1 protein-coding gene is annotated in these 540 nt (G+C 52.0%); it reads right to left on the reverse strand.

The genetic code is table 11. The annotated features are described in order from the left end of the window. Positions 1-32 precede the first annotated feature (32 nt). A partial coding sequence (locus tag J7439_RS26070) for a hypothetical protein (RefSeq protein ID WP_209204969.1) occupies positions 33-540 on the reverse strand: 508 nt, incomplete at its 5' end.

The raw sequence follows: 540 nt of genomic DNA on the forward strand, positions 1-540 counted from the left end.
TGTTCACCGCCGTGGTGTTGGCAACCGTTCCTTTAACCCGCCCCCCCCCCGATGCCGGCGTCTGCATCCTCACCCGAGGTGACAATATGAACATTTTCCGCCCGGATATTTCTGACTGTGCCATCAACATCAACAACACAGGCTGCTAACCCGGTCGTCTTAGCGGAATTCGTTATATTGGCACCAGTAAAGTGAAGGTCACTGATGCTGCCTTCCAGAGTGTCAACAAAACAGTCAGACAGGCCGCTGATGGTACGATCCTGCCCATCGTACTCCCCGGTAAATGCACCGCCAATAGGTTTATGGTCTTTAGTGACAACAATATCTGCTGTCTGTTGATAGGTACCGTCCAGTGGATAGTCGGGATGTTGACCAATCTTGCCCAGGGTTTCTGCATCATTAATCTCTATGGGTTTTGATCCATCGGCAATGGGTTTCGAATTCGCATACTGAAAAGAGCTGGCCAGCGTGCCAAGGGCAAGCAGTCCTTTGGTTCCCTGACTCCCTTGATAGCGGGCCGTGGATGTCTGTTGAAGGGGG

Source organism: Salinisphaera sp. G21_0 (genome assembly GCF_017744115.1).
In the GTDB taxonomy this organism is placed as follows: Bacteria; Pseudomonadota; Gammaproteobacteria; order Pseudomonadales; family Endozoicomonadaceae; genus Endozoicomonas.